At 46.1% G+C, this 26,509-nt stretch carries 21 protein-coding genes and 1 riboswitch; of the genes, 6 read left to right on the top strand and 15 right to left on the bottom strand.

Annotated elements, in window-relative coordinates; translation table 11 throughout:
- Positions 1-12: 12 nt before the first annotated feature.
- Both sdhA and MHB54_RS18610 read right to left on the bottom strand, forming a co-directional pair.
- Positions 13-1,758, bottom strand: a complete 1,746-nt coding sequence (gene sdhA, locus MHB54_RS18615) for a succinate dehydrogenase flavoprotein subunit (RefSeq protein WP_013311796.1) — start codon at positions 1,756-1,758, stop codon at positions 13-15.
- Between the two features lie 93 nt (positions 1,759-1,851).
- On the bottom strand, positions 1,852-2,526 hold the full coding sequence (locus MHB54_RS18610) for a succinate dehydrogenase cytochrome b558 subunit (RefSeq protein ID WP_023990144.1): 675 nt from the start codon (positions 2,524-2,526) through the stop codon (positions 1,852-1,854).
- A 226-nt stretch (positions 2,527-2,752) separates the two neighbouring features.
- On the opposite strand from MHB54_RS18610, the gene MHB54_RS18605 reads away from it, so the two are divergent.
- On the top strand, positions 2,753-3,658 hold the full coding sequence (locus tag MHB54_RS18605) for a LysR family transcriptional regulator (protein ID WP_028541456.1): 906 nt from the start codon (positions 2,753-2,755) through the stop codon (positions 3,656-3,658).
- A 5-nt stretch (positions 3,659-3,663) separates the two neighbouring features.
- On the opposite strand, the gene MHB54_RS18600 is transcribed toward MHB54_RS18605, so the two are convergent.
- Together MHB54_RS18600 and MHB54_RS18595 are read right to left on the bottom strand one after the other, a co-directional pair.
- Complete coding sequence (locus MHB54_RS18600; protein ID WP_023990146.1) at positions 3,664-4,341, bottom strand: potassium channel family protein; 678 nt, start codon at positions 4,339-4,341, stop codon at positions 3,664-3,666.
- Positions 4,342-4,438: 97 nt separating this feature from the next.
- Entirely contained in the window at positions 4,439-5,779 is a 1,341-nt protein-coding gene (locus MHB54_RS18595) for a TrkH family potassium uptake protein (protein ID WP_068941829.1), read from the bottom strand.
- A gap of 409 nt (positions 5,780-6,188) precedes the next feature.
- A riboswitch (cyclic di-AMP (ydaO/yuaA leader) is annotated at positions 6,189-6,341 on the bottom strand.
- Between the two features lie 261 nt (positions 6,342-6,602).
- Between MHB54_RS18595 and MHB54_RS18590 the strand changes: the two genes are divergently transcribed.
- Entirely contained in the window at positions 6,603-8,333 is a 1,731-nt protein-coding gene (locus tag MHB54_RS18590) for a CPBP family intramembrane glutamic endopeptidase (RefSeq protein WP_264454577.1), read from the top strand.
- On the opposite strand, the gene uvrC is transcribed toward MHB54_RS18590, so the two are convergent.
- From uvrC to MHB54_RS18570, 4 genes are all read right to left on the bottom strand, one after another.
- Positions 8,302-10,386, bottom strand: coding sequence for an excinuclease ABC subunit UvrC (gene uvrC, locus MHB54_RS18585; protein WP_264454575.1), 2,085 nt, complete (start codon positions 10,384-10,386; stop codon positions 8,302-8,304). The two genes, MHB54_RS18590 and uvrC, sit on opposite strands and share 32 nt — an antisense overlap.
- A 160-nt stretch (positions 10,387-10,546) precedes the next feature.
- Complete coding sequence (gene trxA, locus MHB54_RS18580) at positions 10,547-10,864, bottom strand: thioredoxin (RefSeq protein ID WP_010347861.1); 318 nt, start codon at positions 10,862-10,864, stop codon at positions 10,547-10,549.
- A 125-nt stretch (positions 10,865-10,989) separates the two neighbouring features.
- Positions 10,990-11,937 (bottom strand): primosomal protein DnaI, encoded by a 948-nt coding sequence (dnaI, locus tag MHB54_RS18575; RefSeq protein ID WP_025724035.1) that lies wholly within the window; start codon positions 11,935-11,937, stop codon positions 10,990-10,992.
- Between the two features lie 247 nt (positions 11,938-12,184).
- Positions 12,185-13,702 (bottom strand): DnaD domain protein, encoded by a 1,518-nt coding sequence (locus MHB54_RS18570; protein WP_264454568.1) that lies wholly within the window; start codon positions 13,700-13,702, stop codon positions 12,185-12,187.
- A 344-nt stretch (positions 13,703-14,046) separates the two neighbouring features.
- On the opposite strand from MHB54_RS18570, the gene hemQ reads away from it, so the two are divergent.
- Positions 14,047-14,826 carry a hydrogen peroxide-dependent heme synthase gene (gene hemQ / locus MHB54_RS18565; protein ID WP_023990152.1) on the top strand — a complete coding sequence of 260 codons (780 nt, stop codon included), beginning with the start codon at positions 14,047-14,049 and terminating at the stop codon, positions 14,824-14,826.
- Between the two features lie 187 nt (positions 14,827-15,013).
- On the opposite strand, the gene MHB54_RS18560 is transcribed toward hemQ, so the two are convergent.
- The 4 genes from MHB54_RS18560 to MHB54_RS18545 form a co-directional block, all read right to left on the bottom strand.
- Positions 15,014-16,180: an ABC transporter permease gene (locus MHB54_RS18560; protein WP_068941833.1), complete on the bottom strand. Its 1,167-nt coding sequence runs from the start codon at positions 16,178-16,180 to the stop codon at positions 15,014-15,016.
- A complete protein-coding gene (locus tag MHB54_RS18555) occupies positions 16,177-17,514 on the bottom strand; it encodes an HlyD family secretion protein (protein ID WP_023990154.1) in 1,338 nt (445 codons plus the stop codon). The genes MHB54_RS18560 and MHB54_RS18555 overlap by 4 nt, the downstream gene beginning before the upstream one ends.
- A gap of 113 nt (positions 17,515-17,627) precedes the next feature.
- Positions 17,628-18,134, bottom strand: a complete 507-nt coding sequence (locus tag MHB54_RS18550) for a MarR family winged helix-turn-helix transcriptional regulator (RefSeq protein WP_069080305.1) — start codon at positions 18,132-18,134, stop codon at positions 17,628-17,630.
- Positions 18,135-18,268: 134 nt separating this feature from the next.
- Positions 18,269-19,459, bottom strand: a complete 1,191-nt coding sequence (locus MHB54_RS18545; protein WP_264454565.1) for an NAD(P)/FAD-dependent oxidoreductase — start codon at positions 19,457-19,459, stop codon at positions 18,269-18,271.
- A gap of 237 nt (positions 19,460-19,696) precedes the next feature.
- On the opposite strand from MHB54_RS18545, the gene MHB54_RS18540 reads away from it, so the two are divergent.
- Positions 19,697-20,701 (top strand): NAD(P)/FAD-dependent oxidoreductase, encoded by a 1,005-nt coding sequence (locus MHB54_RS18540; protein WP_076159668.1) that lies wholly within the window; start codon positions 19,697-19,699, stop codon positions 20,699-20,701.
- A 160-nt stretch (positions 20,702-20,861) separates the two neighbouring features.
- Here the strand turns inward: MHB54_RS18540 and MHB54_RS18535 are convergent, their stop codons facing one another.
- Together MHB54_RS18535 and MHB54_RS18530 are read right to left on the bottom strand one after the other, a co-directional pair.
- Positions 20,862-21,005 (bottom strand): sporulation histidine kinase inhibitor Sda, encoded by a 144-nt coding sequence (locus MHB54_RS18535; RefSeq protein ID WP_023990158.1) that lies wholly within the window; start codon positions 21,003-21,005, stop codon positions 20,862-20,864.
- A 282-nt stretch (positions 21,006-21,287) separates the two neighbouring features.
- Positions 21,288-21,944, bottom strand: a complete 657-nt coding sequence (locus MHB54_RS18530) for a YheC/YheD family protein (RefSeq protein ID WP_023990160.1) — start codon at positions 21,942-21,944, stop codon at positions 21,288-21,290.
- A 218-nt stretch (positions 21,945-22,162) separates the two neighbouring features.
- On the opposite strand from MHB54_RS18530, the gene MHB54_RS18525 reads away from it, so the two are divergent.
- Positions 22,163-23,698 carry a Ppx/GppA phosphatase family protein gene (locus tag MHB54_RS18525; RefSeq protein ID WP_069080304.1) on the top strand — a complete coding sequence of 512 codons (1,536 nt, stop codon included), beginning with the start codon at positions 22,163-22,165 and terminating at the stop codon, positions 23,696-23,698.
- On the opposite strand, the gene ppk1 is transcribed toward MHB54_RS18525, so the two are convergent.
- Positions 23,658-25,766 (bottom strand): polyphosphate kinase 1, encoded by a 2,109-nt coding sequence (ppk1, locus tag MHB54_RS18520; protein ID WP_023990162.1) that lies wholly within the window; start codon positions 25,764-25,766, stop codon positions 23,658-23,660. The two genes, MHB54_RS18525 and ppk1, sit on opposite strands and share 41 nt — an antisense overlap.
- Before the next feature lie 307 nt (positions 25,767-26,073).
- Between ppk1 and MHB54_RS18515 the strand changes: the two genes are divergently transcribed.
- Positions 26,074-26,319, top strand: coding sequence for a hypothetical protein (locus MHB54_RS18515; RefSeq protein WP_007431922.1), 246 nt, complete (start codon positions 26,074-26,076; stop codon positions 26,317-26,319).
- The last annotated feature ends 190 nt before the right edge of the window (positions 26,320-26,509 follow it).

Genomic DNA, 26,509 nt, shown 5'->3' with positions numbered 1-26,509 from the left:
CACTCCCTTCCGTTATTTGTTCTTGGAATAATCCCGAATACGCGGCTTGATCAGCGAAACATCCACCGCTTCATACGAGATTTGTGGTCCTTCCGGTGTCCAGTCCGCAATCGTCGTTTTCAGGAAATCCTCATCGTTGCGATCCGGGAAGTCTGGTTTGTAATGGGCCCCGCGGCTTTCGTTGCGCAATAGCGCACCTTTGGTCATCGCTTCGGCCAGCTCCATCATATTCCACAGTTGCCGTGTAAACGCCGCACCCGCATTGTTCCAGCGCGAAGCGTCATTGATGTTAATGTTAGAGTAACGCTCCTTCAGCTCCTTGATCTTGTGGATCGTAGCTTCCAGCTTGTCATTATAACGAACCACAGTCATGTTGTTCGTCATCCACTCGCCCAGCTCTTTATGAAGAACATAAGCATTTTCTTTTCCGTCCATATGCAAAATACGCTCATACTTCTCCGTCTGCTGATTCACTGCCGCATCAAATACGGAAGTAGCTATATCCTGTGCAGATTTTTTCAAGCCTTTGATATATTCCACAGCCTTAGGTCCAGCTACCATCCCGCCGTAAATGGCTGACAGCAACGAGTTCGCACCCAAACGGTTCGCACCGTGATATTGGAATTCACACTCACCAGCCGCGAACAAGCCCGGTATATTCGTCATCTGATTGTAATCGACCCACATGCCGCCCATTGAATAATGAACAGCCGGGAATATTTTCATCGGGATTTTGCGCGGATCGTCACCGACGAATTTTTCATAGATTTCAATAATGCCGCCCAGCTTTACATCCAGCTCTTTCGGGTCCTTGTGGGACAGATCGAGGTAGACCATGTTCTCGCCATTAATACCCAGTCCATCATCAACGCATACACTGAATATTTCACGTGTTGCAATATCGCGAGGGACCAGATTTCCGTAAGCCGGATACTTTTCTTCGAGGAAATACCATGGCTTACCGTCCTTATACGTCCAAATACGACCGCCCTCTCCCCGTGCCGACTCGGACATGAGACGCAGCTTGTCATCCCCTGGTATAGCCGTCGGATGAATCTGGATAAACTCACCGTTCGCATAGCGTACGCCTTGCTGATACACCGCACCAGCAGCTGTGCCCGTATTAATGACGGAATTCGTGGTTTTACCGAAAATAATCCCGGGGCCACCAGACGCCAAAATAACTGCATCCGCTGCAAAAGTCTTCACTTCCATCGTACGCAAATCCTGCCCGCAAATCCCTCGGCAGATGCCTTCATCATCCAGTACAGCCTGTAAAAACTCCCAGTTTTCATACTTGGTCACCAAACCAGCAGATTCCCAGCGCCGTACCTGCTCATCGAGAGCGTACAGAAGCTGCTGTCCTGTCGTCGCGCCAGCAAAGGCGGTCCGATGATGCTGGGTACCGCCGAAGCGACGGAAGTCCAGCAGTCCTTCCGGTGTCCGGTTAAACATGACGCCCATGCGGTCCATGAGATGAATGATCCCTGGAGCCGCTTCGCACATCGCTTTTACCGGAGGCTGGTTGGCCAGAAAGTCCCCGCCATAGACCGAATCATCAAAGTGAATCCAGGGTGAGTCTCCCTCACCCTTGGTATTTACCGCACCATTGATGCCGCCTTGAGCACAAACGGAGTGGGACCTTTTGACCGGAACCAAAGAAAATAAATGAACGTGAACTCCCGCCTCTGCCGCCTTGATCGTAGCCATTAGACCTGCCAGACCGCCGCCCACGACAATAATGTTGGATGCTGCCATTTCTGCTCACTCCTTTTTTTCAGGATTTTAACCAAATCCCCTTTTACGTTTAAAAATAGAATCTCAACACGATGTATAATGGATATGACTCATTTACAGTAGCTGTTTAAAAGCGCTGCATTGCACCAAGGCAGTTGCCGTTTCCTGAAATTCCGCGCTGCGGAATGCAAGCAGGGAAGCGATGAAGCCGATAGACACCACCACGAACAGGGTCATACAGATATAAGAAGATACTTTTTGCGCACGTGGTCCCACAGTAATCCCCCAACTGACCATAAATGCCCACAGTCCGTTAGCAAAGTGAAAGGATGCCGAAACGACACTGATTAAATACAAAATGAAATAAACCGGGTTCGTCACGATGCCATGCATAACGCCGCCTAGCTCCTCATGAGTTACTTTACCCAGAGCTACCTGAAAGCGTGTGTCGTATACGTGCCAGATAATAAATACAAATGTAATGACGCCAGAAATACGCTGGAACAGAAAGCGCCAGTTACGTGAATAGCCGAACCTTTTGACATTCGGGTCAGCCTGATAAGCGATATACAAGCCATAAATCCCGTGGAACAGTAATGGCAAGTAGATGAATAACGTTTCTAGCACAATAACCAGCGGCAAACCATTCAGGAAGGCCACGCTGCGATTAAATCCTTCCTTGCCGCCCTCCACCGCTGTGAAGTTCGTCACCAAATGCTCAACAAAAAATAGAGCCAACGGAATGACGCCAAGAAGCGAATGCAGCTTTCTGGAATAAAATCCTCTCATCTAGGTCATGCTCCCTTCTCCCAATAATAGCGTTTTCAATAGTAATATAACATATAAAATGACAGTTCCCGACAGGAAATGTCCAACAAGGTGTCCCTTATTAGGAAAAACAAAAGTGTGAACATCTTGTGTCGCTTTCATGTTACTCCTTTTCGGCTTATAATGGAATTGCAATATACGTATTAATTATTATGTCTTTTTTGCATATAGAGAGGAAGTGGATGATTTGTTTGAGGATTTGAACGCTTTTGCCGTCATTGTCGAGCAGTCCAGCCTGAATAAAGCCTCCAAACTGCTGAATCTGTCCCAACCTGCCCTGTCTCGCAAAATTGCCAAGCTGGAGGAAGAGCTGGGTGTGAATCTCTTTGATCGTCGGGGCAAACGGCTCGAAATTACGTCCACTGGCCGATTTGTTTATACATTCGCACTAGAGCAACGGCAACGACAGCTTCGCTTTTTACAAAAGCTGTCCCAGCACAAAAATGAAGCCCAGAGTATGCTTACACTCGGCGCAAGCCTCACAACACTCCAAACGACGCTGCCTACCCTCGTCGAAGCTTTCATGAGCAAGCATCCTCAAACCGAGCTGAAGCTGCTCACCGGTAAAACCCATGAAATCGTCGCCTTTGTACGTGATAAAAAAGCAGACGCCGGTATTGTCGGGTCTGCCATTCATGAAGCTGGACTGCGTTGCATTCCGCTATTTGATGATCATTTGGAGCTTGTTGTTCCCATTGGACATGAATTAACCGTCAAGACAGGAACGGCCTCGATGAAAGACCTGCAAGGATTGCCGATGATTATTTTCTCCAAAGGAACCTGGTATCGCAGTCTGACGGATGACTTATTCCAGCGCAGCGGCATCATGCCGGATATCCGCATGGAAATCGACTCCTTCGAGGCAATTGTACGCCTGCTTCCAACCTGTAAGGCTTCCGCCTTGCTACCCAAATCCTATTTGCGCAGCGAACTATTACGGGATAATGGACTCACTGCATTATACTTGCCCGATTTGAAGGAGACACGCCGAACGACCTCCCTCATTTACTCGGAGACGACCGATCTCGGTCCGACAGCACGACGCTGGATTAGCGAGACACGTGCGTCGTTTGCAGGCTACCGTATGGTGTAGAGGGTTTAGCCCTCTTCATTGACATTAACAACCTCATCCTCAAAGCGACCGATATTGTCATTCGAGCCGATGATGACCATAATATCGTCTGCTTTTAGCCGATCCATAGCCGTCGGTGCGATCAGGATACCGTTCGCCGTATGAAGCGCCACGACACTACAACCAAAGCGAGTACGGGCATTTAGCTCTGCTAGCGTTTTTCCATTCAGACATGCAGGTACATTGAGTTCCACAATACTGTATTCTTTGGACAACTCCAAATAATCGAGCAAATTAGGCGTGACTAGCTGATGAGCCACCCGGATACCCATATCCCGTTCTGGATAAATGATCCGGTCCACACCGAGCTTCTCTAACGCACGCCCGTGCAGCACAGATATGGCTTTGGCTACGACTTTTTTCACACCCAGCTCCTTCAGCAAAATGGCGGTCAGGATGCTTACCTGAATGTCATCACCAATAGCAACAATGCCGCAATCGAAATTACGGATGCCCAGTGATCGCAATGAGTCTTCATCGGTAGCGTCCGCCACGACAGTATGTGTCAACATCTCACTCATACTGTCCACCACATCCTCATTCCGGTCAATGCCTAGCACCTCGCACCCCATATCCACCAATTGCAAAGCCAGGCTTGAGCCAAACCGCCCCAAGCCAATAACTACAAACTGCTGCGTTTTCATATCTACTCGAAAACTCCCTTATCTGAATCAATTTCATAAATGAGGATTTTACAAAAATCCTGAAATAATTAAACCAACGAAATGAATATGAAATGATTCATCCTATAATCATTTTGCCTTCCGGATGACGATATAATTCTTTACCCTTTTTCGGCCCCAGTGCATAAGCTAGCGTGAGTGGCCCCAGTCTACCTGCAAACATCGTCAGGGTAATCACCAGCTTGCCTATGACTGTCAAATCAGGTGTAAGCCCTATCGACAGCCCCACCGTACCAAACGCAGACACCGTCTCGAACAAGATCATCAAAAAATGATGATCTTCGGTTGCCGACAAAATCATGGTCACCCCGATCACGAACAGCAGCCCCAGCAGTGTAATGGTCAAAGCCTTGTAAATTCGTCCCTGCGCAAGTCGGTACCTGAACAGCACAATATCTTCACGCCCCCGTAGCATCGAAATCACGGCTCCAATGAGCAGCGCGAATGTTGTGGTCTTAATCCCGCCTCCAGTAGAGCCAGGAGAAGCCCCGATAAACATGAGTATGATGATAAAAAACTGCGTAGCCTGCCGCAAGCCTCCAATGTCCAGCGTATTGGCACCTGCGGTACGGGGGGTAACGGACTGGAATAAAGATCCCAGCAGTTTACCACCCCAATCAAGCGAGCCAAGAGTCTTTGGATTCGTAAATTCAAATACAAAAATCACGAGCGTGCCGACTACAATCATAGCGCCCGTCATGCTGAGTACCACCTTAGTATGCAAGGACAGTCTCTTGCGCTTGCGATATTCTGCCAGATCCGACATCACTACAAAACCAATGCCGCCTGAAATAATCAGGAACATAGCTGTAAAATTAACAATCGGATCATATACATAACCTGTCAGGCTGCGAAAGTGCCCGAATAAGTCAAAACCAGCATTGTTAAACATGGAGATGGCATGCCAAATCCCAAAATAAATCGCCCTGCCTACAGGCATATCAAACGACCAGCGAATCGCAAATATTGCAGCACATACGCCCTCAATGACCAGCGAGTACAGCAGCACCTTACGAATCAATCCGACAATTCCTTCGACAGAGGTCTGATTCATCGCTTCCTGTAAAATGAGGCGCTCCCGTAAGGAAATCCGACGTTTGAACACCAGCGCGATCAAGGTAGCCATAGTCATAAAGCCCAGGCCGCCGATCTGAATGAGCGCAGCGATAACAACTTGACCAAAGGTTGTAAAAAAGGTCCCCGTATCCTTTACGACAAGCCCTGTAACACAGGTCGCGGAAGCGGCAGTAAACAAAGCGTCTATAAACGCAAGTGGCTTTCCTGTTGTATTGGAGATCGGCAGCATTAACAATAAACTACCTATTAGAATGATAATGGCAAAGCCCGCAACGAATATCTGCGGTGGAGAAAGCCGGAGCCAGCTTGCATTGGGATTCATCTATTCATCACTTCTCTCCTAATCCTTAAAACTATAAAAACAGTGATTTAATACGGTGTAAGCCCGCTACGCGTTCCATTTGATCTTCCGATCGTCGTTGCCCCTAATTTTTTTGATTTTTCCAAACCTTTAGTAACTATAATTAGCATTCCCTGAATACAGGAAGAATGCATGTCAAGCACTACTCTGCCCCCTGTGCTATTGGCGGGCAGCAGCGAAGGAAGCAGAATTGTTCTGAAGAAGCGAAGCGTTTGCCTTTATCTCCGGATTTTAACCATTAAAGGGGTTATACAATCAAAAAATCCGGGGATAACAGCAATCGGAAGAATAATCTGCACCCGCAGCGGTCTAACCAATCCAAACACTTTTATACGCACAAAAATAGACACCGGAAAACCGAGTGCCTGACTTGGTTCCTGCTCATAGCCTACGAGGTTAGCTGACGGATTCGGGCAGCACAGTATGCCCTATTTACACATCCAATCCAGCAGGATCGGCTGTAAAATTCACCCCAGTAACATGGTTCCCCCGTTTTCTCATAGAAATTCGGCTCAACTGTATATCATTACCTATGTATTTTATAGGCATTGCCTCAAGATTATAATCCTTCTATATCCAGATCACAAAACCGATTTCGCCGAAAAAACGTGAAATTGGCTTTATTTTGCGAATGGGCATCGTTTAATCGCAGCTTATCTTATTTTATTGGAACTTTAAAGTGCTTTCACTCTATTTTCATGAATATCGCTGGTCTGTTGGCGGGAACCTGTGCAGTATGATATCTTTAATGGATGTTCTTATTTACAGATTAAGGAGGAAACTCATGAATCCTATCGGGAAACCGGTCGTGCTCACGGCCAACTTCAAAAAATTAGGCTTGCTGGGCGGGATTGGCCTGATTTGCTTTTTTATCTTTCAATTGCTTATTCCCTCGCTTAGTAATCCGAGTCCAGAATCAGTAATGAACGCAAAGGTCATCAGCAAACAAGAAGCGGTCATACACGCATTGGACTTTGCCCGCTCCGAGTTGGGCTATACTGAATCACAGCCAGAGGAGCCTGTCGTGACCTATCAGGCCGAAACAGATTTGTACGGTTATTTATCTAGAGAAAAACTGCTTCAACAGTACGACCGTACATGGAAGAAAAATTACCCTTACGAAACCTTTCGGGTTGATCTGCCTGAATCCTCAGCGAAAAGCAAACTGCAAATTCATGTGGATTTATCCACTGGGAAGGTCGTTAGCTTTAAACGGATCACCTCCAGTACCAATTACACACAGGCTGATATTTCTACGGATGAAGAAGCACGTAACAGGCTTATACGTGTAGCTGAGGACGGCATGACGCTTGAAGCCAAGGAGCAGGCGGCCGCAGTATGGGTCAAGCGCTTTGGCTTTAAGCCGTCGGACTTGAAGCTCGCCACCACTGAAAAAGAAGGTGGATTAAAGTATACCGTAGACGATAAAAAAATCGGCGCCTCGGTACTTACACTGGCTTTTACTTTCGAAGACGGTGATGTTCGCTCCTTCTCTCAAAGCTTTTCGGCCCCGTCGTCCTATACCGATTATATCGAAAAGCAAACATTTTGGGCGAATTGGATGACCTATGCGGGTTATGCCCTATTTAGCTTTGTGCTGGGTGTTCTTGCCATTGTGTATGCGTCACTCACCCGACGACATACTTCATTTGTACGCGGCATTGTTCTGTCCCAGCTATACTTTATTGCAAGTATAGCTGGGACAATGAACATGCTGCCTTTATTGCAAGCAGAAGCAGGCGGTAAGGGCATGCTTATATTTCTTATGGTGTTCCAGATTGGTGTTACCTTCTTCATGGCAGTAGCGCTCTACTTCTCCTTGGTCGGCGGTGACGGACTTATGCGTCAGGTTGGACTGAATGCATGGCCGCGTGCGAAAGAGCCGGGCTACGGGCTGTATGTGCTTCGCAGTATGTATGTTGGCTACTTGTGGGCCTTTATTTTACTCGGGGTACAATCCATCTTATTCTTTATACTGGAGCGCACATTTAATACATTCTCCACAACAGATGCCACGCAATCCCCTTACAATATGGCTTATCCATGGTTACTGCCGATTATGGCCTGGATGGCAGGTATTGGAGAAGAGACTGTCTACCGTCTGTTTGGTATTCCGATGGTCAAAAAAATAGTGAAAAACACTTTTGTTGCTTGTCTGATCACCACGCTGATTTGGGCACTGGGACATACACTTTATCCGATCTATCCGGTGATTTCTAGACCTATTGAGCTGACTTTTCTTGGTTTGCTGTTCAGTTTTGTGTTCCTGCGTTACGGTTTTATTGCCGCCATGTTCAGCCACGTTATTTTTGACAGCATTCTAATGGGGCTTAGTGTAATGAGTCTGGGAGACACTGTGAATGTGAGCGCTGGTCTATTCTGGATCTTACTTCCAGCCATTGTGGGCTACATCATTTATTGGTTTAGTCCTAAAAAGCCAAATCGAATTATGTTTGAACCTATTAAAAAAGAGGAGCCGTATTCTACGACTCCTCCTCCCGAAGGGCAGCTATAATCTGACGCGCAAGCTTATCCCCAATAGAGAGAGGCCGGAATTCTTCAACGCTGGCCTCTCTTATTTTTTTGAGTGATCCAAAATGCTTGAGCAGTAACTTACGCCGTTTCTCGCCGATGCCTGGAATAGAGTCCAACCGAGAAGTCACCATAGATTTGCCGCGTTGCTCGCGGTGGAACGTGATGGCAAAACGGTGAACCTCGTCCTGAATCCGTTGCAGCAGATAAAATTCTTCGCTATTGCGTGCAAGTGTCACGGCCTCAGAGGACTCTCCCACTAATAGTTGGGAAGTTCTATGTTTGGCATCCTTCACCAGACCACACACAGGAATGAACAAACCCAGCTCATTTTGCAGTACATCGGTCGCCGCCTTAATTTGTCCACGTCCACCATCCACAACGATCAAGTCGGGACGTTCCAGATTTTCCTTAAGCACACGTTCATATCTACGCCGAATAACCTCACGCATCGTTTCATAATCATCGGGTCCCTGTACAGAACGGATCTTATATTTTCGATACTCCTTCTTGGCAGGCTTGCCATCAATAAACACGATCATGGCGGAGACTGGATCGGAACCCTGGATGTTGGAGTTATCAAACGCCTCCACCCGGTGCAAGCTATCCAGCCCAATGGCACGTCCGAGATTGCTTGCAGCTTTGGATGTCCGTTCCTCATCCCGCTCGATCAGCTTAAACTTCTCATCCAAAGCAACACGTGCATTTTCCGTCGCCATGCCTGTCATTTGCTTTTTCAGTCCACGCTGCGGTACAAGTACCTTAACATCCAACCATTCAGCCAGAGCGAGAGCCGCCGTAGCTGGGTCCTCCAGTCCACCGGATAGTTGGGTTTCTGTTTCCTTTATCTCTGCATCTTGGTCACCAACTTGACCTTGATTCGTTGCTGCTGCATAAGCTGCTCGTTCTTCAGCCACCAGCAATGAGTCAGCAGAATGCTCTGTCTCCGTTTGTATCGCTTTGTCATCTGTCTGTCCGGTAGCATCGGCTATAGGTGCACTGTGAAGTGCAGTTTCTGCCGCAACCGGTTGATCGACATTGACCTGTTCCGCCTGCATCATCTTAGGAGAATCCGGCAGCAATATTTCCTGCGGCACTGCTGGGTTGTCACTATAATATTGCGTCACATAGGACATAAAATCACTGTAAGCCTCACCGTAGAAAGGAAAAGTCGACATATGGCGCTCGATCATTTTACCTTTGCGGACATATAGGATTTGTACACACATCCAGCCCTTATCTACTGAAAAACCGAATACATCTCGATCTTTCGCATCCGATGTGGTGATTTTCTGCTTTTCCATCATCGCGTCGATGCTGATAATCTGATCTCGCAGCTCCTTGGCCCGCTCAAAATACAATTCCTCTGCGGCCTCCTGCATTTTACGCTGAAGATCCTTTTTAATTTCCTCATGTCCCCCGCTCAAAAAGGAACCAATCTCCTGACCAATCTGCTCATACGTTTCCTTCTCGACCTCTTTCACACAAGGCCCCAAACATTGATGCATGTGATAATACAGGCACACTTCCTTGGGCATCACACCACACTTGCGTAACGGATACATACGATCCAGCAGCTTCTTCGTCTGATGTGCCGCGTAGGAATTGGGGTACGGTCCAAAATATTTTGCTTTATCTTTCAGAACGCGACGGGTCACCTCCAGCTTAGGGTGTGCCTCGTTCGTAATTTTCAAATACGGAAAGGTTTTATCATCCTTCAATAGCACGTTATAGCGCGGCTGGTACTTTTTAATGAGGTTGCACTCCAAAATGAGCGCCTCCATATTACTGCCTGTAACGATATATTCAAAATCACGGATATCGGAAACCAGTCGCTGCGTCTTGCCGTTATGGCTACCTGTAAAATAGGAACGGACCCGGTTTTTCAACACTTTGGCCTTGCCGACATAAATAATGGTGCCTTCGCTGTTCTTCATCAGGTAACAGCCTGATGCATCCGGCAGTAACGCTAATTTGTGCCGTATGTTTTCCAGCGCCTTCTCCTGATTCTGCAAGTCCTCCGCATAAGGTTTCATTCGCCCGGTTCCTCCTTCCATTCTTAATGACTGCTCAACTAACTACTTATAATATATAGGAATAATACACAAAAACGCCCCCGGTATTTACAACCGGAGGCATTGACCTTTCATGGCCGCTCCACCAAGCCCCCGCGGGAGCATGGGTCACATGCGATGATTATTGGTGTTTAGTAAGCATGCTTTTCAGCGCTTCTTTGGAGTTTAGACCTACCACTTTATCAACAGGCTGTCCGTCTTTGAAAACGATCAGGGTAGGAATACTCATCACGCCGAAACGGGAAGCAGACTCTGGATTTTCATCCACGTTCACCTTCGCGATTTTGACGCTGTCGCCAACTTCTGTGGACAGATCCTCCAGAATGGGAGCGATCATTTTGCAAGGACCGCACCATGGCGCCCAAAAATCAACCAAAACGGTTCCTGTGCCTTCGACTTCTGCGTTGAAGGATTGATCGGACACGTTAACAATTGCCATTGTATGTTCCTCCTTTATAGAAAAGTCAAGATTATTATAACCTGTAATGTCTGTTTCGACACCTTTTAATTATATCACAATAGTCTTTTAATTGTAAGATATCAAAATAGCAGACGGATAAACGCTTACCCCCGCTGATTTTTTCCCTTTACGGTAATGACATCTACAAAAGGACGAATCCGGTCCATCAAGCGTTGTCCTTTGTACATTTCCTCTCCGTCCTTGCTCGTAAAGCTGAGATGCTTCTCCAGCCCCTGCAACGAATAATTGGAAGTATAAAAAGTAGGTTTGCGGTTCATTCGGTAATTCAAAATGGAACCCATCACATGGTCCCGTACCCACGGGCTTAGATTTTCGGCACCAATATCGTCAAATACGAGCAGATCACAATTTTTGAGCATTTCGGTCGTTTCCTTCAGCTTCTGTCCATCCTGAATCATGGACTTTAAGTCCTCCACAAAATCAGGCATATACACGATCACACCGTTCAGACCCGACAGAGCCAGCTCGTGCAATAGATAGCCCATCAAAAAAGTTTTACCCGTACCAAACGTACCTTCCAGATACAGTCCTTTTTTGGATAGACCCTGACTTTTCGTTTCTTCAATATAACGGAATAGCTGTGTGACGGCAGGCATACGTTGTGAATCTTTGCGCGCAATCTCAAGAGCGTTATATCCCTCCAGAAGTGCCCGTTCATCCACATAAAAGCTTTTAATTCTCTGACGCACCCGTTGTTCATGTTGGGAAGCAACCAACTTCGCACATGGGGTCCGAATGTCCACGATTTCGGCTGTTCCATTCGGATATTCCACGCCCAGCTTACAAAAGTGGCCCTGAAAATCGTTAGGACACCGTTCCAGCCCCGGACAATTGTCGCAATTTCGACGATCCCGGGCATACTGAAAGAGCATGCTCATGTTGAGTCGCAATTGTGTTTCGTCCACATCAGGATGCGCAGCACAAAACTCCTGCACGAGCGGATCATTTAGAACTTGATCGGCTACATTGCGAGTGCGCTGGCGAAACGAAGGGTTCTGCATCTGCTGTAGCAAATCGCCCAGTGATTCCAAGAACGCTCCTCCTTTCTTAAAATGTGCAGAGTTATGGGGGAGACGCTTCGCGGATGGATCATTCTTACGATGCTGTTGCCACCAGATTTTTTCTATCGTAATAGAAATTTAAAGGTGAAAATCCGGTGGCAAAGGCGAACGCTATCGCTTCTCCAGAACGATTCCATCCGCTCCGCTACTGACCGCCATAAAGTCGACATCTATTTGAATTGGCTTCGCTTAATAGTTTCATAAAACCTAAAATTCACTAGACTTTTTTCTGTTTTCCGGATTGCATTCGTTCGGCCAGACGCAGCAGTTCATCCAATTCTTCCTCAGATACAGACTCCTCGGAAGGGTGATCCTGAACGATTGGAATGGATGGCTTGGCTGGCCCGTTATTTTTGGCATATGCGCGGGATCGGCCGCCGGAAGGAGAAGCAGAGGACTGTTTTCCTTTTACCTTGGCTTGATCCCTTATATATTGAACGGCTTTTTCGTAAGTGTTTACCTGCTTAAGCAGCATGTTGGAAGCAACGGCCTCGACAAAGTTTCGGTTAATTCGCTGATCGCTCCCCGATACGAGCAGTGACATCAAATAATGGATCAGCACATTGATGACTTCACCGGGCAGCTTATAGCTGATATCAATTTTCTCAAATATATCCAGCAGGTTACCGGGAACCGTGCCGGGGAAAAAGGTTTGCAGCAAACGGCGATAAGGCTCGTTGCGCAACATCATATTATATTGGTGAATGTCACACTTGGCTGTGAATTGTGGTGGAACCTCCACATAAAATTCCATTTCCACAGCCTGTTCTGCAGGCGGCTCTTCAGGTGTGGAAGCTTCTCTTTGGCGCAAGGCGACCACTTTGGCGGCCTGTACCTGCTGTTCCTCCTGACGCTTCCGATCCTGTCTGGAGTGCTGACTAGCCCGAAGCTGAAGCTCGTCAAGCAACAAGTCGCCTGCTTCGGTAAAAATACCATCCTCATCCAGCAAGCGACTAATATCCTGTACAGAAAGGTCAAATTTGCGAACAACGTAATTGACCATGCCTAACTGCTCGTGTTCAAACCGGAGACGCTCCACGTGCTTGCGATTGGCAGATTCACGCGGAAAACGGAGAATAATATCTGCATAATTCAATGCTTCCTCCGATTCTGACGCTAGTGGTCCAGTCTGACGGCTAGTGGACACCTCGGACAGCGCCTGTTCCAGTTCGTAATCTATAACATGGGTATTCAATTCAAATAACTCGTAGAAAGGAATCGAAATATTTTCTTTATTATAAGAAGATTGCGACCATTCGCTAGATTCCCTACTCCACAACGATTCTCTCAGAGAAAGCACTGCAAACTTACCGATTTTGTCTCTCAACAAAAGGGTGAGATGCTGCGTTCTGAAAAATTCAGCAGGTGCGAGCGGCGGCTGCATCTCATATTCATACATATAGTCGTCCGTTTCGGGTGCATACAGCCTGGACGTCTGTAACAGACCGACGGCCTCCAGCTTGGAGGTCTGTTCAATCAAATACTTGCGTCCCTTCTCACTCGGCTCCAGTCCCAGTGTCAGAAAAAGGCGACGCTGCTGTTCCAACGGCGAATAACCGATTTGTCCGACTGGCACATGCTGGAACAACAGTCGATACAGACTGACCGCAAATGCGCCTACCATCGGCTGATAGACGCTTCCCAGCATCAATTCATCCAGTGCGCTCAAGCCAAATTCCCGATAAACGCAGTAGCGGTGGTTCTCAGTATAGTGCAGCAGGTTTTTCATCCGCATTCCAACATTCTTCCTTTCCTGACATAACGGTCTCCAAGATGTTTTTCTATTCTATCATACTTGCCTTCTCGTGGGACCAACAAAATAAGGGCAATTGTTCTCCTTTTTGGCAGCCGTATTCGTCTGAGTTCTACTTTTTTCGAGAATACTAACTATTTTAAGACTTTGTGACCTGTATCATGGTAAAAATAAAATTCTTCACACTTCTTTCATTGGTGAAAAGCTTTACTTTGAGCTACAATATAATGGTTAAGCATCACGTATTGGATACAGGAATGATATAAGGAAGTACACATATTTCGGCTAAGCTGATTATCATTTACAGACGTAAAGGAGTGTAGATCGTGAGTCAACATCAACCTCAACAAACCCCAGCAACTCCCAACGAAGTAGCCTCCACACTGGAAGGCTGGTATGCGCTTCACGATTTCCGGTCCATCAACTGGACAGCATGGAAGACCGCAGACGATGAAGAGCGCGCCGGAGCACTGGACGAGCTTCAAGAGTTTATGAAGGAATGGAACGTTACCGAGGAAGCGGGTCTGGGCAGTTCAGCTGTCTATACTGTTGTCGGACAAAAGGCTGATTTTGTCATGATGCACCTGCGCGAAACGCTGGAAGACCTCAATAAACTGGAAAATGATTTTAACAAAACAACCTTCGCCAAATATACAACCAAAACCTATTCTTATGTGAGTGTGGTGGAACTGAGTAATTATTTGAGCAAGGATGAAGATCCCATGCAAAATCCACAAATTGTCGCACGCTTGAAGCCCGTATTAAACAAGGCCCGTTATATTTGCTTCTATCCAATGAACAAAAAACGTGATCTGGACGATAACTGGTACATGCTTTCGATGGACGAGCGTCGCACCTTGATGCGCAGCCACGGTTTAATTGGACGCAGCTATGCTGGCAAAGTAAAGCAAATTATTTCCGGTTCCGTCGGCTTTGACGATTGGGAATGGGGCGTAACACTGTTCTCCGATGACGCACTTCAGTTCAAGAAGCTAATCTACGAAATGCGTTTTGATGAAGTCAGTGCCCGTTACGGTGAATTCGGCTCCTTCTATGTCGGCAGTGTGTTAAATGAAGAGACATTTGAAGACATGTTGAAGCTGTAAACCATAAGCGTCGGAACTATGTCGCAACATACAATCAAGGATTCCGCGAACTCCCACTTTCGGGACGACGGAATCCTTTTTTATAAGACCTAAAGCTATAATAGAAGAGAAAAGGCCCCTCACGGGTGCCTGATTAAATCGTATTCTTTATGATTGCCAGGTCATAACCAAGGAATGATATCTCCGATTATTGCAGCACAGGCTCGCCCCCTACGGATGTATCCTCACTTTTCGCCAGCTTTCTTTTCTCCAAAGCGATCAGGATAAAGATAATAAGCAGCAAACCACTTAGTAAGATCAAAAATCCCCCCAATTCGGGAATAAAATATTTTAAGCTTCCACCTTTAAAGCCCATACCTCTTAAAAACTTGAAATGCCAGGTCAATGGGAGAATGTTACTTATATATTGCAGCGATGGAGGCAGCATAGCCACTGGCAATTGAGCGCCGCTCAGTAAAAACGAAGGCAGTATAATTAGCATGAGGCGTGGGGAAGCTTTTCCAGGATTGGCCGCATTCCACCCTAAAGCCATCGCAAACAAACCCAACGTAATCGTGTACAGGAGAAATGGAATACTGAGCTGCCATACATTCGCTTCAAAGCGTAGTCCGCCAATTTGCTTAAGTAAACCAATGGACAGGTAAAAGGACACACATCCTACTAACGCATACGGCAACACCCTAAGAATCAAGCTATACGAATGCTGAAGCTCCTCTTTTAATCTTCCTTGCTCCCGCAATCGCGGGACAATTGTCAGTACAGTAGCACCAATTAGTGAAATCATGACCGTATTAATGAACCCCATAACCGAGGTCATCAAAGTAGCATTGGTAGGATTATATAACAGGCGCTGCTGAAGCAGCATATTGGAAGTAAGCCCTGTAACCTGACTGTCACTCATTCCCATACCCTTTAATCCACCACCAGCCAGCATCGCATTTTCCGTCGCCATGATCTCTGTGACTGCCGAGCGTAGATTTCCAGTAGCCTGACCTACCGTATTATCTACATAAAAACCGATGTTGCTCTGAACTCCTTTAATCCTATTTTCCTCCAACCCAGCTGGAAGGTAAATCACCGCAAAAAACTTTTCATTATATAAAAGTAAATTCGGATCGGTTTCGTTCTCTTGCACATGGCGTACATCAATATACTGCGATGCATCTAATTTATTAATAAGCTGTCGGCTATAACTGCTATGATCTAAATCGACTACAGCTACAGAGGCATCGTTAAGCTGATTATTTTTAAAAACAAATCCAAAGGCAACAGCTACAACGATAGGAACGAGCAGCATAATAAAAACCATTTTGCCGCTGATCATCAGCTTCCATTCTTCTATAAACGCCTTCATTTCGTCACAACCTCTACCGTCATTCCAGGTAATAATTCAGATGTTCGCTGGACATCCACCCGTATTTGGAAGGAGCTGATATCCGACAGACCTTTGTCCCGACTCATTCTCATGTTGGTATACTGAGGGGCAGAAGTAATGTACCTCACCTTGCCTTGGACATCTTTATCTAAAGCTACAACGTGCGAAGTCACATTTCCCCCAGCTTTAAACTGTGATATGGAATCCTCGCCCACATAAATATCGTAGTATAGCTGATTGGTTTCAATAACGGCGCCCGTTGCCCCCGTAGAAACGATCTCTCCCATTTTAGGTACAATACGTGCCACTTTACCATCTGTAGATGCCTTCAGCACCATACGTCCGCGCTGCAATTCCAAAGTTTTGAGTTGAACACTCAATGCCTGCTTTTGTTGAGCCAGAAGATCCACATTGTATTCGCTATTCTTAACATCTTTTCGTGTTTGCGAGGTTTGAGTCAAGGCTTCCTTGGCTTTTTCTGTTTTGATACGAGCCTGCTGGCGTTCCTCAGCAGTCGCGCCAGCCTCCATTTTATCCAAAGCGGTTTGCTGCTGAGCGATCCCATTTTTAGCAATGTCCGATTGTTTGCTAGCCGCTGTAATCTGGTTATTGGCAATTTCAACCTGATCCTTAGCTGTATCTAACGCGATTTGGGCATTATCCAGTTGGTTTTTGGCGTTATCCAGTTCTGCTTTGGTTCCAGCTCCGGCATCATATAACGCTTGGATACGGTTGTAATTCACTTTAGCCAAGTCCAGAGCCTGTTGTCTGGATGCTACTGTTTTTTGCGCGATTTCCGCATTTCTTTTGGCTGTCTCTACTCCTGTCAGAGCTGCGTCCAACGATTGCTGTGCTGCTTCAATAGCCAGCTTTTGTCTTACAATATCCTCCGCACGTGTGCCTTGGTTTAATAAGGACTCTCCCGCTTGCGCGGCTTGAATGTCCAATTGCCCCTGTTTTTCTGAATTCGAAATTTTCTCCGACTGATTTTGCAGCGCGTCTTTAGCCTGTTTTATTTTCACATCAGCCTGTGCGATATCCGTTTTTAATTTCTCAATTTGCAAATCAAGGTCTACAGGATCGAGGGTCATGAGCACATCCCCTTTTTTCACCTGTTGTTCTTCCTTCACCTCAATCGTGTTTACTCTTCCCCCTACGCCCTGAAAAGCAACATTCACGGTATCTGCCGTAAGCAGTGTATTTTTTTGTTGGGCTGCCATACTCACAGCATCCTTGCCGCTCATTGCCATTAGCGTACCCCCGGTACCTAACGCGACAATAAGTAATACGTACACAATGATCTTTTTGTTCATTACAATAAACTCTCCTTCATGATGATTTAGCCAATGATAGTTAAAAATAATAGTCAAAAACAAATAAGGAGCCTGATAGTACGACGTCTAACTATTTAAGCCGGGAAATTTGATTATTCCTGTTTTATCCGTTCAACACCTGAGGAAAGCTTCTGTAAGAGTGTTGCAAAAAGATCATGATCCTCCTGCGTAAATTCATTCATCAAATCCGAAAAAAGCTGAATGAACAGTGGAATTCTTTCCGTCATTAACTGTTTTCCTTCATCAGTCAAAGAAATCGCGGTCATACGTCGATCCGTTAGCGTACTTCTTCGGATGATCCCGTCCCGTTCCAGCTTGTCAATTACGCTGGTTACTGTTGAACGTGTAACTCCGGAATACTCAGCCAACTCGGACGGAGTTAATGAACGGTCATACAAATACAAAGGCATTAGAATTTTAAGATTTCCAATAGATACCCCATACTCAGACAGTCTGGAAGACACCCCATTGTACACCTCGTGAGCTGTCTGCACGAAAAGTACTAACGTATTCAACGATCGGGAATCCACATTTGGAAACTTTTCAGTCAATAAATTTATTTTCCTGGGATCAGCATTGATGTTAAAATCAGAATTCAATGTGAAGCTCCCCCTCTGTAATTAGTAATCATACTATACGTCGTCTAATAGTTATGAGTCAATATCTTTTTTTGTTCACCTAAATAAAAAAGGTCTCCAAGCTCCTTTAGAGGAGTCATGGAAACCTTTTGGCCTTAGAAAAACCGTCCTTTTTTCAGTACCAGTGGAATTCCGCCAATGATGAATAGGTAGCGTAGATCTACGATTTTTTTCAACTGTGCTGCGATCCAGCCTTTTATTTTACGTTTGCCCACCACGGCGACGGCTTCGCCTTTTCCAAGCGAAGCAACCGTCCCTTTGTTGGAAAATACGAACTTGTGCAGCTCCTTTTTGCGAAGAGTAGCGGCCAGATTCTTGGCACAAAGGACCCCTTGCTGCATCGCAATTTGGGCAGTCGGTGGATAAGGACGTCCTTCGGGATTAAACATCAGGGAGCTGTCCCCGATAATAAAAATATCATCGTGGCCCGGTGCACGCAGAAAATCGTCAATTTTCACCCTTCCGCGCATCACTTCGAATCCGGCTTTCTCAATTAATCCGTTCCCACGAATCCCTCCCGTCCAGACCACCGTGCAGGCTTCGATTTTCTCACCCTCACCAACGATTACACCATCCTGCAAGCATTCCTTAATCGGAATTCCAATGCGGAAGGTAACTCCTTTACGCTTAAGGACATCCATCGCATACTCCACCAGTTCAGGATCGAACCCTGGCAGTGCCGTAGGAGCTGCCTCGACGTTAATGATTTGAATCCGGTTGAAATCGATGTCATAGGCTCTGGCCAGCTGTGGCAATCGATCCGCCAATTCTGCTACAAACTCAATGCCGCTAAAACCAGCGCCTCCTACGACGAAATTGAGGCGACCTGGCTTACCGTCATTTTTATACAAGGCCAGCTGGTATTCAATATGCTCACGAATCAGGCGAACCGAGTTAATACTGCGAATCGTCAGCGCGAACTTATCCATCCCCGGAATACCGAATGTTTCGGGCTCCCCGCCTAGTCCGATGACCAAATAATCGTAGGACAGCGAGCCATCCTCCAGCACGATTTTTTTCTCCTTTGGTATGATTTCCTTAACCGTTCCTTTGACTAAATCCACCTTGAACTCATCGATTAGCTGCGCAATCGGAATCCTTGAATGTTCAATCGTATCTGTACCTGCCGCAGGCATATGAAGATGTGTCGTAATATAGTGGTAATCATGTCGATTGATCAGTGTGACATCCGCCTCATTGTGCTTGAGCTCCTTTTGCAATTGCTGAGCCGTCAATATACCGCCATATCCGGCGCCCACAATGACAATTTTGGGAATACTGCTCATGCTTCTACCCCTTCCGATATACATAATCATTAATTATTCACAGCTGTTCTCTCAAAACGGTTAATTTATACTCACAGAAAAGTCTTCATCAAATATTAATCGCTTTAACTTTGCAAGCGGAACCCAGCAGTTTATAATGATAAACAGTGAATCATGCGTTCGGCGGCTATCTGAACCTCTATGCGGCTGATTCAATATCTACAAATCCCATACTATCCCTTTCGGAGGTGTTTTAGAGTGACAGCTCAATCCACAGGTGCGGAAATCCGCGATCTGATTATTATCGGAGGCGGTCCAGCCGGTATTTTCGCCGCTTTTTACGGGGGAATGCGTCAGGCGTCCGTCACCTTAATTGAAAGTATGCCCCAACTGGGCGGCCAGCTTGCAGCCCTTTATCCTGAAAAATATATCTATGACGTCGCTGGCTTTCCTAAAGTGACTGCACAGGAACTGGTTAACAATTTGGTTCAACAAATGAACCACTTTAATCCAGAGGTGCAGCTAGAAGAGAAAGTCGTATCATTAGAGAAAAAGGAAGAACGCCACTTCATCGTAAAAACAGACAAAGGTGGCGAGTATCATGGTAAAGCGGTTATTATTACCGCTGGTGTGGGTGCTTTCGAGCCGCGCAGACTGGAGCTTCCAGGTTCCGAACGTTTTGAAAAAACGAACCTGCATTACTTTGTCAGCGACCTGAGCAAATTTGCAGGCCGAAAAGTGCTAATCAGTGGTGGTGGTGACTCTGCTGTAGACTGGGCACTTATGCTGGAACCGATTGCAGAACAGGTTACATTGATTCACCGCCGTGACAAATTCCGTGCGCATGAACACAGTGTCGAAAACCTCCTCGCTTCCAAAGTAAACGTTATTACACCAACGGAAATTACAGAATTGCATGGAGAAGACACGATTACAAAAGTCACTCTTGCTCATGTAAAAACCAAAGAAACACAGGAAATCGAAGTGGACGATGTGATCGTTAACTTTGGATTTGTATCCACACTTGGCCCAATTGCTGAATGGGGAATTGAAATCGAAAGTAACTCTATCGTGGTCGATTCTCGCCAGGAAACTAATATTCCCGGCATTTTCGCCGCTGGGGACATTACGACCTATCCAGGCAAGCTCAAGCTGATTGCGGTCGGCTTTGGTGAAGCTCCTACGGCAGTCAACAACGCCAAGGTCTATGTAGATCCAGATGCCAAGTTATCTCCTGGTCACAGCAGTAACATGAAATTGTAGTCTAGTTTAGACTATGACAAAAAAGGGTATTTTACTCCAAATTTGAATCTTTGGAGTGAAATACCCTTTTTTACGGTGTGCCTATTCGTTGCAGTGATTGTCCGTAAAGTCATCCGAACCCTGAATGACTTCACAGTCGCAGTACGAGAGCTTGTCCGGTCTAATGAAGGACTACGGCTGTATTCATCTCTAACTTTCTTTTGTGAATCTCAGCCAGCAACAGTGCAATGAAGTCACATTCAAGTTTAAGCTCGATTGCCATCTGATAGGAATCCAAAAGCATTTCATCCGTCAGCATAGCCATCCTCGACACAACCTTTCCTTTTATTTCAAAATCTATTCTATCAAAATACCAAAATCGGAACAAGCGTTCTGTTATCCACAGTCAATTGTGGAAATCCTGTGTATAAATTGTTGGTAAGTGTCGTTAACCCATATATGTGACAGGGGATAATGTGGACAATATTTATACACAGAATTTTGACGCTCGAACACAAAAAAAATATTTTTATTATTTATATAAATATATTATATTTAGCGTCTTGTTAATAGATTATATTGGAATTTTTTTAAAGAAATCAGAAATTTATTGAGGTCTTGTATTAACCTCTAAAATCCATACCCGTCCACTCTGATCAAGCCCGTAATCAAATCCCAGTTGTCCGATCCCAGGAAATCTTCTTTCCAGTACAGGAATACAGCGCTGTGTAAGTTGAATGATTTCTCGCCGCTTTTGAATAGCAAGCCGCCGGGGATATATCATCCGAAGCGCCTCTGTTCCCTTCAGCAAAGTTCCCCCTTTGCACAGATTTGTAATGACCAGTCCGGGACGAGCATGACGTGCAACCACCGCACGAAAATCCCATCTCTGCCCTTCCTTCACGACTTTGACTCGATAGTCGACAGGTCTACCTTGAATACTTGCCAGTTGGATGCCTTGTTGAATGAGATATGGACGTTGGATTCGGAGCTTATTGATTCCGAATACAAGTGCTCTAAAATGACTGAACCGATGTGTATGCTCCATACGCGTACAGGCGTATCCTCTACGCTCCTTTGCCACACGCATGACTCCGATTCCTCCGCCTCCTTTTACAGGTTTTATAAATACAAAAGCATGCCGCCGCAGCATCATGCGCAATTGATCTTCACTATATAGACAGGTTTCCGGTATATAAACGGCGGTATGTGGATGGTGCAGCAGCGCCTTCGTCTTTAGCCATTTGCTTGCAAGTTGTCTCATCTAACCCTCTCCTTTCGCCGTCAGGTATACTTATACATACTCAACAGGAAGGTTCTATTCTTGGATGATTGTCGGTGGCATGTGTCTATTTCGACAAGATCATGGCGAACGGTAGCATGCACCGAACATCACTGGTACAATGACAATAATCTACTACCATTTGCACGGAGCAGCGGAAATTACCGGCAAATCGTTTTTTTCAACAAGGAGGTCAACTCATGAATAGCAAAATTGGCATCATGGACATTGGCTCAAACTCCATACGTCTGGTGATCTATGAAATGACAGAGACAGGAGCCTATCGAATTGTGCAGGAATGCAAAGAAGCTGCCCGACTGAGCGAAAAGGTTGGGGCCAACGGCCGTATGGAACGAGAGGCGATTCGAAGCATCGCTCCATTGCTGCGCCAATTTATGGCGGTATGCCATATGCACGGGGTTGTCCGTATGCGTGCAGCAGCAACAGCAGCCATCCGCAATGCCACGAATTCGGACGAAATCGTCCAATGGATCGCGGAGGAGACAAATTTAACACTGGAAATACTGAGCGGAGAGCAAGAAGGCTATGCCGGTTTTCTGGGAGTAGTGAACACTATGAATGTGAGTGACGGAATCATTATTGACATCGGGGGTGGCAGTACCGAAATTACGTTGTTCCGCGATCGAGAACGACTGCATACTGTGTCATTTCCCTTTGGCGCCGTCAATATGAATTGGCGCTTTGGACGTGAGGTCAAGAATGGCGAATGGTCTCCTCAGCAGATTGAGGAAATGGAGAGCTTTGTCCGTTCTTCCCTGCAAAATCATGATTGGATCTTCTCCAATCCGGGTCTGCCATTCATCGGGCTAGGTGGAACCCTGCGTACTTTGGCTAAAATCAATCAGAAACGATTGGATTACTCACTTCCTGTGACGCACCATTACGAAATGACGATAGAAGATGTCAATTACTTCTATGGAAGTCTGCCCCATCTGCCCTATGAAAAACGCAAAAAAACAGCCGGCCTGTCCAAGGACAGAGCCGACATCATTGTACCGGGTCTTATTATATTGAAAACGATATTTGAAGCTGCTCAAGGCTCCGCGTATTTGGTCAGTGGAGCGGGTCTGCGAGACGGCCTATTTCATGAGCTGGTCAACGCTGAACAGCCCGTGGTAGCTAATCCGCTTATCACATCCATTCGCAATATCCTTTCGTTTGCTGTCCCGGTTAGCGAAGCGCATGTCAAGCGAGTTAACGAGTACGCCGTCCGGCTCTATGACACATTAGCTAGCGGAACCTCAGCTGCTATGGACAAACGCTTGTTACTGACCGCAGCAACTCTTTACAAAACGGGAGCTGCCTTGAATTACTATCATTTCCGCCAGAATTCCGTATTCTGGATCTTACATGCAGGCATTGGCGGTTTATCCCATAGGGAAACGGTACTAGCCGCGTTGATCGCGGATTACCATCCCAAGAACCGGACACCCCGTTTGCTACGCACACATGCGGATATTTTGGAGCCTTCCGACGAGGAACGTGTACATCGGCTCGGCTCGCTGCTCCAGCTCGCGATTGGCATGGATCGGAGTGAGTCCGGAATGATTAGCAGCATCAATCCCACTACAGGGGATGATGCACTGCATCTTCGTCTGGAAAGCAAGAGTGAACCCATATTAGAACAACGGGAGCTGGAATCAGTTGCCAAGGATTTCCAAAAGGCATGGAATCTTACATTGTCGTGGTCCATTCTACCTTCTTCCAATTTCTAACCTTCATCGCTTCAGATTGGCTCCTGATGGGAGCCTCTTTGTCGTTTCTGGACACAAATTGATAGCTGCCGTTAGGCATAAGCTGGCGTGCCTTCACATTATCTCTTAACGATAAATGCAGAATATCTGCCAGCATTTCTTTGATCCCGTCATCATAAATCGGGCACATCAGTTCAATTCGGCGGGTCAAATTTCGCGTCATCCAATCCGCACTGGACAGAAACAACTCGGAATTGCCTCCATTTTCAAAATAAAACAATCTGGAATGTTCCAGGAAGCGGTCTACAATACTGATGACACGTATGTTCTCGCTGAATCCTTCCACACCCGGACGCAAACAGCAGACCCCTCTAATGATAAGATCAATCTTCACACCTGCTTGGGAAGCCGCATATAGTTCATCGATCATCTCCTGATTGGATAAGGAGTTGATCTTGGCAATAATCCGGGCGGGCTTACCTGCCAATGCTTGCTCAGCTTCCCTACGGATGAGTTCAAACAGCTTGTTCTTCATTCCCGTTGGAGCCACCGTAAAAGCTTGCAAAGTCTTGAGCGCAGAGAATCCCGTAATTTCATTAAACAGTTCGGAGGCATCCTCGCCAAGTACCGGATCCGACGTAAACAATCCGATATCTGTATACACGCGCGCCGTGCTTTCATTATAATTGCCTGTGCCTACGTGCACATATCGTTTGAGTGCGTTGCGCTCATGGCGTATGACAAGAATGATTTTGGCGTGCGTCTTCAAGCCAACCAGCCCATACACTACGTGACAGCCTGCTTTTTCAAGCGTACGCGCCCAGGCAATATTACGTTCCTCGTCAAAACGGGCTTTCAGCTCCACCACCACCGTTACCTGCTTGCCCGATTCGGCCGCACGTGCCAATGCCGGAATCAGCTTCGATTCCCCGTTGACACGGTACAGGGTCATTTTGATTGCCATCACATCCGGGTCCTCTGATGCCTCAATGATAAAATCAGTTACCGCATCGAATGATTCATACGGATGGTACACGAGCACGTCCCGTTTGCGAAGCACGTTGAAAATATCCTCTTGCGGGGGCAGTTCTTCCGGATACAGTGGTTTGATTGCCGGAAATTTCAAATGCGAATACCCCTCCAAATGATCGGCAAAAGACGACAAAAACGTCAGATCCAACGGCCCGTCCATCTCAAACACATGATCGAACAGCTTGAATTCGCGTTGAAGCTCCATCAGGGCATAGGGATGAATCCCTTTTTCTACTTCCAGTCTTACCGGCGCCCCCCGTCGTCTTCGACGCAGCTCTTTTTCAATCTCTTCGAGCAAATCTTCGATCTCTTCTTCATTAATGGACAAATCGGAGTTACGCGTAACACGAAAGGCATGAACCGCCTCCGGAACATATCCGGTGAACAGCGTTTGAATGTGATGCTTGATTAGTTCCTCAATTAAAATAAATGATTTCTTCTTGCTGTTCGACCGCAAAGGCACCGTAACAACACGTGGAATATTCGAAGGCACCTGCACAATGGCAAAAAGTGGTTTATCCTCCTCTGTATCCCCGGGACGTCTCAAGACGACCGCTAAATATACGTATTTATTGTGAACGAGTGGAAAAGGACGGCTCTGATCGACCGCCATCGGCGTGAGCACCGGAAATATAATTTCATGAAAATATGCATCCAGCGACTTGCGCTGTGTCGTATTTAAGCCTTCATATTCGAGCAGTAAAAGACCCTTTTTCGTCAAGAGGCGAGAAATATCACGATAGGTCCGGTATTGTTCCGATACCATCGAGACGGTACGCTTGATCAGGCGTTTGTACAAACCGGAGGGGGTATATCCCGTAAAATCCTTTTGCATAAAACCCGCCTTGATCTTCTCGCGCGTCTCTGCAACACGTACAGCCATAAACTCATCCAAATTGCTAGATACAATCGCCAAAAATTTGGCTCTCTCCAGCAACGGTGTATCTGCATCCTGAGCTTCCTGAAGCACACGGCGATTAAATTCAATCCAGCTTAAATCTCGGTTAAAGTAACGTTCTGACCCGGCTTTATCCTTATTCTGACTCTCTATCAACATATGGCCTCCATCAATTCATGCAGTATAGTTACCCTTTATTGTACTATTAGATGAAACGCACTAGCATCACAGCAGTGTAAACGCAATGTAAAATGTGTGTAAACACAAACTGGATGTTTGAAAAGGTCAATCGGATGCTTTACAAAAATAGCATTAAGCGGTACAGTGTTTACGTCTGTTTCATAGAGTAGATTGACGAACCGTTCCTTTTTCAGTTGTTTATGTTCATTATGATGTGTAGTAACCACTTAGAAGCCACGTTCAATTGCTGATTTTCAAATGGCATGATATAGGGAGGATTTACGTTATGGAACCCAAGAAAACGCCACGCGTACTGCAAAAAAACATCGAATTTTTCACCGCGGCGCTATCTCAACACCTCGTTTCGGTCTGGCAAGAGGACCCTACAGGTGTATACTGTGAGATTGGCTGTGGATATATCGAGTTATTCAGTAGCGAGATGATTCGGGTGCGCAATCAAGATGGAACCCCAAGCCATTATGACCGCAATATTACCATGTTTCAGTTAATCACGAAGGATCAGCCGATATAATTATTATATGCTATGCCTGCGCTGTTCTTCCAGATTAGAATTGTTTTATGTTACAATTACCGATTTTCATATCTGCTGAATCCTGCAGTTTTTCCAAAAAGCGCCTCAGAGCGCTTTTTTTGTCGACTTTTTTTGAACATCGTTTCGAAAAGCAGTATGATAAGGGAGCATATTACCTAAATTTAAAGGG

It is taken from the genome of Paenibacillus sp. FSL M7-0802 (assembly GCF_038004945.1).
Classification (GTDB): domain Bacteria; phylum Bacillota; class Bacilli; order Paenibacillales; family Paenibacillaceae; genus Paenibacillus; species Paenibacillus polymyxa_B.
Note: the sequence above shows the minus strand (reverse complement) of the source record. Positions and strands in the feature narration are given on the sequence as shown.